This is a genomic window from Streptomyces sp. (assembly GCF_035644915.1).
GTDB lineage: Bacteria > Actinomycetota > Actinomycetes > Streptomycetales > Streptomycetaceae > Streptomyces.
Genome location: NZ_DASQNP010000083.1, coordinates 72,852 through 80,391, shown reverse-complemented (window position 1 = coordinate 80,391; position 7,540 = coordinate 72,852). Strand labels below are relative to the sequence as shown.

The following is a 7,540-nucleotide window of genomic DNA, read 5'->3' as shown; positions in this document are numbered from 1 at the left end:
GTCCCCGTACACGTCCGCCGTGTCGAAGAACGTGACGCCGCTCTCCACGGCCGCGTCCAGCACCGCCAGGGCGTCCTCCTCGCGCACCCGGCCCCAGTCGGCACCCAACTGCCAGGTGCCCAGCCCCACGACGGACACCTCACGGCCCGTCCTGCCCAGTACTCGCTGCTCCATGAGGGCGATCCTACGGCCGGACCGGCCCGGCGCCCCCGGACCGATCCGGCCAGGTCACCCCCTACGGGAACGCTCCCACCACCGGCGTTCCCGGACCTCAGCCCAGCACCGTGGTCAGGAACTCCCCCGCCCACGCCAGGAGTTCGCGCCCCACCACCGGCTTCCCGCCGATCCGCGCCGTCGTCGGGCGCGGCACCAGCACCTGGTGGGCGGCCGGCTTGACCACCGACCGCGGGTACAGCCGCTTCAGCCGCAGCTCCTGCGACTCCCGCAGCTCCACCGGGGCGAACCGCACGTTCGACCCCTGGAGCGTGATGTCCGTGACCCCGAAGGACCGCGCCAGCATCCGCAGCCCCGCCACCAGCAGCAGGTTCTCCACCGGCTCCGGCAGCGGACCGTAGCGGTCGGTCAGCTCCTCGCGGACGGCGGCGATGTCCTCCTCGGAGTCCGCCGCGGCGATCGACCGGTACGCCTGGAGCCGCAGCCGCTCGCCCGGCGCGTAGTCGTGCGGGACGTGGGCGTCCACCGGAAGCTCGATCTTCACCTCCAGCGGCGGCTCCTCCACCGCCTCGCCGCCCTTCTCCAGCGCGGCCCGGTAGTCGGCCACCGCCTCGCCGACCATCCGCACGTACAGGTCGAAGCCCACCCCGGCGATGTGCCCGGACTGCTCCCCGCCCAGCAGGTTGCCCGCGCCGCGGATCTCCAGGTCCTTCATCGCCACGTACATGCCCGCGCCCATCTCCGTGTGCTGGGCGATCGTCGCCAGCCGCTCGTGCGCGGTCTCCGTCAGCGGCTTCTCCGGCGGATACAGGAAGTACGCGTACCCCCGCTCCCGGCCGCGGCCCACCCGGCCCCGCAACTGGTGGAGCTGCGACAGGCCGAAGGTGTCGCTCCGCTCCACGATCAGGGTGTTGGCGTTGGAGATGTCGATGCCCGACTCCACGATCGTCGTCGACACCAGCACGTCGAACTTCTTCTCCCAGAAGTCCACCACCACCCGCTCCAGCGCCGCCTCCGACATCTGGCCGTGCGCCGTGGCGATCCGCGCCTCCGGCACGATCTGCCGCAGCCGCGCCGCCGCCCGGTCGATCGACTCCACCCGGTTGTGGATGTAGAAGACCTGCCCCTCGCGCAGCAGCTCGCGGCGGATCGCCGCACCGATCTGCCGCTCCTCGTACGGCCCGACGAACGTCAGCACCGGATGCCGCTCCTCCGGCGGCGTGGTGATCGTCGACATCTCCCGGATGCCGGTCACCGCCATCTCCAGCGTCCGCGGGATCGGCGTCGCCGACATCGTCAGCACGTCCACGTTCGCCCGCAGCTTCTTGAGCTGCTCCTTGTGCTCCACACCGAAGCGCTGCTCCTCGTCCACGATCACCAGGCCGAGGTCCTTGAACTTCGTCTCCGACGAGAACAGCCGGTGCGTGCCGATCACCACGTCCACCGAACCGTCCCGCAGCCCGTCCAGCACCGCCTTCGCCTCGGCGTCCGTCTGGAACCGCGACAGCGCCTTCACCACCACCGGGAACTGCGCGTACCGCTCGGAGAACGTCCCGAAGTGCTGCTGCACCAGCAGCGTCGTCGGCACCAGCACGGCCACCTGCTTGCCGTCCTGCACCGCCTTGAACGCCGCCCGCACGGCGATCTCCGTCTTGCCGTACCCCACGTCGCCGCAGACCAGCCGGTCCATCGGCACCGGCTTCTCCATGTCCGCCTTCACCTCGGCGATCGTGGTGAGCTGGTCCGGGGTCTCCACGTACGGGAACGCGTCCTCCAGCTCCCGCTGCCACGGCGTGTCCGGCCCGAACGCGTGCCCGGGCGCCGCCATCCGCGCCGAGTACAGCTTGATCAGGTCCGCGGCGATCTCCTTGACCGCCTTCCTCGCCCGCGCCTTGGTCTTCGTCCAGTCCGCGCCGCCCAGCCGGTGCAGCGTCGGCTGCTCACCGCCCACGTACTTGGTGATCAGCTCCAACTGGTCCGTCGGCACGAACAGCCGGTCCCCCGGCTGCCCCCGCTTCGCCGGCGCGTACTCCACCACCAGGTACTCGCGCGTCGCCCCCTGCACCGTGCGCTGCACCATCTCGATGTAGCGCCCCACACCGTGCTGCTCGTGCACGATGTAGTCACCCGGCTGGAGCGTCAGCGGATCGATCGTCTTGCGGCGCCGCACCGGCATCCGGCCCAGGTCACGGCTGGCCGCCCGCTGCCCCGACAGATCCGTCTCCGTCAGCACCGCCAGCCGCAGGCCCGGATCGACGAACCCGTTCTCCACCGTCCCGCACGACACGTGCACCACCGACGGGGCGATCTCCGCCAGCTCCGGCTCCAGCCGCGCCGCGATCCCCTCTCCGCCCAGCACCTCCACCATCCGGGACGCCGAACCGTGCCCCTCGGTGAGGTACACGCACCGCCAGCCGTCCGCCAGCCACCCCTTGGTGTCCGCCAGCGCACGCGCCGTGTCGCCCCGGTAGCTCTCCGGAGCCCGCATCCCCAGCGTCAGCGCGTCGGCCTCCTCCTCCGCGTCCACCGCGAACGGACTCACCGACCACCACATCATCCCCAGCTCACGCGCCCGCTCCCGGACGTCCGCCAGGGACCACAGCGACGCCGCCCCCACATCGATCGGCGCCTGGCCGCCACCGGCCGACGCCGCCCACGACGCCTGGAGGAACTCCTGCGAGGTCGCCACCAGATCCGCCGCCCGGGTCCGCACCCGCTCCGGATCGCACACCACCGCCATGCTCCCCGCCGGAAGCACGTCCAGCAGCAGCTCCATGTCGTCCACCAGGACCGGAGCCAGCGACTCCATGCCCTCCACGGCGATGCCCTCGGCGATCTTCCCCAGCAGCTCCCCCAGCTCCGGATGGGCCCGGGCCAGCTCCGCCGCACGCGCCCGCACCTCGTCCGTCAGCAGCAGCTCACGGCACGGCGGCGCCCACAGACCGTGCTCGGCCACCTCCAGGGACCGCTGGTCGGCGACCTTGAAGTAGCGGATCTCCTCCACCTCGTCGCCCCAGAACTCCACCCGCAGCGGATGCTCCTCGGTCGGCGGGAAGACGTCCAGGATGCCGCCGCGCACCGCGAACTCCCCCCGCTTCTCCACCAGCTCCACCCGCGCGTACGCGGCGGCGGCCAGGGCGTCCACCACCTCGTCCAGCTCCGCCCGCTGCCCGGAGCGCAGACTCACCGGCTCCAGGTCCCCCAGCCCCTTCACCTGCGGCTGGAGCACCGACCGCACCGGAGCCACCACCACGCTCACCGGCCCCGCCGCCGGATCGTCCCCACTCGGATGCGCCAGCCGCCGTAGCACCGCCAGCCGGCGGCCCACCGTGTCCGAACGCGGCGACAACCGCTCGTGCGGCAGCGTCTCCCACGCCGGGTACTCCACCACCCCCTCCGGGGGCAGCAGCGACCGCAGCGCCGACGCCAGATCCTCCGCCTCCCGGCCCGTCGCCGTCACCGCCAGCACCACACGCCCCGCCGACCGCGCCAGCGCCGCCACCGCGAAAGGACGCGCCGCAGGCGGCCCGACCAGATCCACCGCGTGCCGGTTGCCGTCGGCGGCGGCCCGTACCGCCTCCGCCAGCGCGGGATCCCGTACGACGGCGTCAAGAAGACCGGTGAGACTCATGGAGGCGTTCCATCCCAGGGGCTGGACAAGACAATCCGGACAACACGAACAACCCGACACGCCGCGCGAGCCGGGGGTTCCAGCCTACGACGGCCACACCCGTACCGGCGCCGCACAACGACCCCACCCCCCACACACCCCCGCACCACGGCGACGGCCCGGCCCCGGCAGGCACACCGCCCACCGGAACCGGGCCACCGCACACCCCGGAACAGCCCCCCGCGACTACTCCGTGGCGATCGCGTTCAGCACGTTCATCCGGCCCGCCCGGAACGCCGGCACCAGCGCCGCCACCAGGCCCACCACCGCGGCCCCCACGAACACCGTCGCGATCGTCGGCCACGGGATCTCCAGGACCTTCAGCCCCTCCAGGGCCAGCAGCCGCTGCGCCGCCACACCCCAGCCCATGCCCAGCCCCAGACCCAGCAGGGCACCGAACAGCGCGATCACCACCGACTCCAGCCGGATCATCCGCCGCAACTGCCGCCGCGACAGACCGATCGCCCGCATCAGCCCGATCTCCCGCGTCCGCTCCACCACCGACAGCGCCAGCGTGTTCACCACACCCAGGACCGCCACCACGATCGCCAGCGCCAGCAGCCCGTAGACCATGTTGAGCAACTGCCCCACCTGGTCCTCCAGCACCTGCTTGTAATCGGCCTGGTTACGGACCTTGTACTGCGGGAACGGCTCCAACTCCTCCTTCAGCGCCGCGTACGCCGCGTCCTCCTGACCCTCCTCCGCCTTCGCGAACATCATCATGTTCAGCGGCATCCGGTCCTCGGGCACATACCGCTCGGCCGTCGCGATGCTCAGGTACATCGCGCCCTGGTCCACGCTCGTGTCGGCCGCCGTGATCGCGTTGACCGTCAGCGTCGCCGTCCCGCCGCGCTCGAAGTCCACCTTCACCTCGTCGCCGACCTCCAGGCCGTGCTCCTCGGCGAAGTCCTCCGGCACCGACATCGCGTCCCGCTCGTACGCCGCCGACAGCTCACCCGCGACCGTCTCCACCCGCAGGTCCTGCGCGTACGTCGGAGAGGCCGCCGTCACCCACTCCTTCACCGAACCGCCGCCCGGCACCGTCAGCGCCGCCTCCAGCCCCCGGTACTCCGTGACGTGCTCTATGCCCTCCACCGAACGCAGCCTCTCGGCCACCTCCGGCACGACCGGCTGGCCCACATCCGACTGCAGGATGAAGTCCGCCCCCACCGACCGGTCCAGCTCGTCACTCGCCGACGCCACCAGCGAGGCACCCACCACCGACAGCGACGCCACCAGCGCCAGGCCGATCATCAGCGCCGCACCCGTGGCACCCGTACGACGCGGATTGCGCAGCGCGTTCCGCTCCGCCATCCGGCCCACCGGACCGAACACCCGCAGCACCACCGCGCCCAGCGCCCGCACCAGCACCCCCGCCAGCAGCGGACCGATCAGCACGAAGCCCACCAGCGTCAACAGCACACCCAGCGCCAGGAACAGCGACCCGCCGGACGCCTCGTCCGAACCCGCCGCCACCGCCAGCGCACCGGCACCCGCCAGCGTCAGCACCAGACCCACACCGGCACGCACCCGGCCCACCCGGCTCCCCGCCGCCGGCAGACCGTCGTCCCGCAGCGCCGCCATCGGCGACACCTTCCCCGCACGCCGCGCCGGAAGATACGCCGCCAGCACCGTCACCAGGACACCCAGCACCACACCGACCACCGGCGTGGTCCACTTCACCGTCAGGTCGTCCGTGCTCAGGTTCATGCCCGCCAGGCCCATCAGCTCCATCAGCCCGACGGCCAGCCCCACACCGGCACCGACCCCCAGCACCGACCCCAGCACACCCAGCAGCAGCGCCTCGACCAGCACCGACCGGTTCACCTGGCGACGGCTCGAGCCGATCGCCCGCATCAGCCCGATCTCCCGCGTCCGCTGCGCCACCAGCATCGAGAACGTGTTGACGATCAGGAAGATCCCCACCAGCACCGCGATGCCCGCGAAACCCAGCAGCGCGTACTTGATGACGTCCAGGAAACCGCCGATGTCGTCCTGGCTCTCCGCCGCGTACTCCTCCTGCGTCTGGACCTTGTACTCGCCCGCACCCAGCGCCGCGACGACGTTCCTCTTCAGCTCGTCGTCACTGACACCCTCGGCCGCCGTCACCGCCACGGACGTGTACGCGTCCCCGTCCCCCAGCAGCTTCGTCTGCACCGTCTCGGTGTCGAAGTACACCACCGTCGCGCCCGGATTGGTCGACCGGAACGTCGCAACGCCCACGATCTCGGCCCGGAAGTCGCCCGTCGCCGCGATCGTGCGCAGCTCGTCACCCAGCTTCAGACCGTGCTTCTCCGCCGTGTCCGCATCGACCACCACCTCCCCGGCGCCACGCGGCAGCCGGCCCGAGGAGACCTCCATCGACCGCTCGTCGGTCTCGCTCCAGTTGCTCGCGATCGTCGGAGCACCGGTGGTGGACCCCATGTTCTTGTTGTCCTCGTCCACCACCGTCACGCTCATGCTGTACGCGCTGCCGCTGACCGACGCGACCCCGTCGACGCCCTCCAGCTCCCCCAGCAGCGACGCCGGCACCGTCGCCGGCTTCCCCGTGTCCGGCATCTCGTCGTTCCCGGCGTCCTTCGACGAGACCGTCACGTCCGCCGCCGTCTCCGAGAACAACCGGTCGAACGTCGTGTTCATCGTGTCCGTGAACACCAGCGTCCCGCACACGAACGCCACCGACAGCACCACCGCGACACCGCTGAGCAGCATCCGGCCCTTGTGCGCCACGAAATTCCGCAGCGAAGTCCTCAGAACGGTCATGACACCCGCCCGAACGTGTCGAACGCCTTCATCCGGTCCAGCACGGCCTCGGCCGTCGGCCGCTGCATCTCGTCCACGATCCGGCCGTCCGCCAGATACAGCACCCGGTCCGCGTACGCCGCCGCCACCGGGTCGTGCGTCACCATCACGATCGTCTGACCCAGCTCGTCCACCGAACGCCGCAGGAAGCCCAGCACCTCCGCACCCGCCCGCGAGTCCAGGTTGCCCGTCGGCTCGTCACCGAAGATGATCTCCGGCCGCGCCGCCAGCGCACGCGCCACCGCCACCCGCTGCTGCTGACCGCCGGAGAGCTGGTTCGGCCGGTGCTTCAACCGCGCCGACAGCCCCACCGTCTCCACCACCCGGTCCAGCCACTCCCGGTCCGGCTTGCGGCCGGCGATGTCCATCGGCAGCGTGATGTTCTCCAGCGCCGTCAGGGTCGGCAGCAGGTTGAACGCCTGGAAGATGAAACCGATCTTGTCACGGCGCAGTTGGGTGAGCTTCTTCTCCTTCAGGGCGGTGATCTCGGTCTCCCCCACCCAGACCTGCCCGGACGTCACCGAGTCCAGCCCCGCCAGGCAGTGCATCAGCGTGGACTTGCCCGAGCCCGACGGCCCCATGATCGCGGTGAACGCGCCCCGCGCGATGTCCACGTCCACCTGGTCCAGCGCGACGACCCTCGTCTCCCCGGAGCCATACGCCTTGACGACCTGCCGCGCCCGCGCGGCGATGGCCGTACGTCCTCCACTGCCCCCGGTCTTGGGATTCACTACAGCCGTTGTCACGGTATGTCTCCTATGTCGACTACGAATCGTTGGAACTTCTCGGAAGCCTTCAGGCGTTTCCCGGGTACGCACAGAGCCTGCTGCACGCAGGACGGGCGCCGCGATGGTGCCCAGCGCCGTATCCGCACGGGGGCTACCCCCACCCCAT

At 71.2% G+C, this 7,540-nt stretch carries 4 protein-coding genes; all 4 read right to left on the bottom strand.

Going from position 1 to position 7,540, the window contains the following annotated elements; all coding sequences use genetic code 11:
* On the bottom strand, window positions 1-174 hold a 174-nt coding region (locus tag VE546_RS10290), incomplete at its 3' end, for an aldo/keto reductase (RefSeq protein ID WP_324920873.1).
* A 97-nt stretch (window positions 175-271) separates the two neighbouring features.
* Window positions 272-3,805 carry a transcription-repair coupling factor gene (gene mfd / locus VE546_RS10285; RefSeq protein WP_324920869.1) on the bottom strand — a complete coding sequence of 1,178 codons (3,534 nt, stop codon included), beginning with the start codon at window positions 3,803-3,805 and terminating at the stop codon, window positions 272-274.
* A gap of 225 nt (window positions 3,806-4,030) precedes the next feature.
* Window positions 4,031-6,607 carry an ABC transporter permease gene (locus tag VE546_RS10280; RefSeq protein ID WP_324920867.1) on the bottom strand — a complete coding sequence of 859 codons (2,577 nt, stop codon included), beginning with the start codon at window positions 6,605-6,607 and terminating at the stop codon, window positions 4,031-4,033.
* A complete protein-coding gene (locus tag VE546_RS10275) occupies window positions 6,604-7,392 on the bottom strand; it encodes an ABC transporter ATP-binding protein (RefSeq protein ID WP_324920866.1) in 789 nt (262 codons plus the stop codon). Before VE546_RS10275 ends, VE546_RS10280 begins: the two co-directional genes overlap by 4 nt.
* Between the last annotated feature and the right edge of the window lie 148 nt (window positions 7,393-7,540).

Bases quoted from the DNA above. Each gene is read 5' to 3' on its own strand.
- mfd (WP_324920869.1), bottom strand. From the start codon at position 3,805: ATGAGTCTCACCGGTCTTCTTGACGCCGTCGTACGGGATCCCGCGCTG.
- VE546_RS10280 (WP_324920867.1), bottom strand. From the start codon at position 6,607: ATGACCGTTCTGAGGACTTCGCTGCGGAATTTCGTGGCGCACAAGGGC.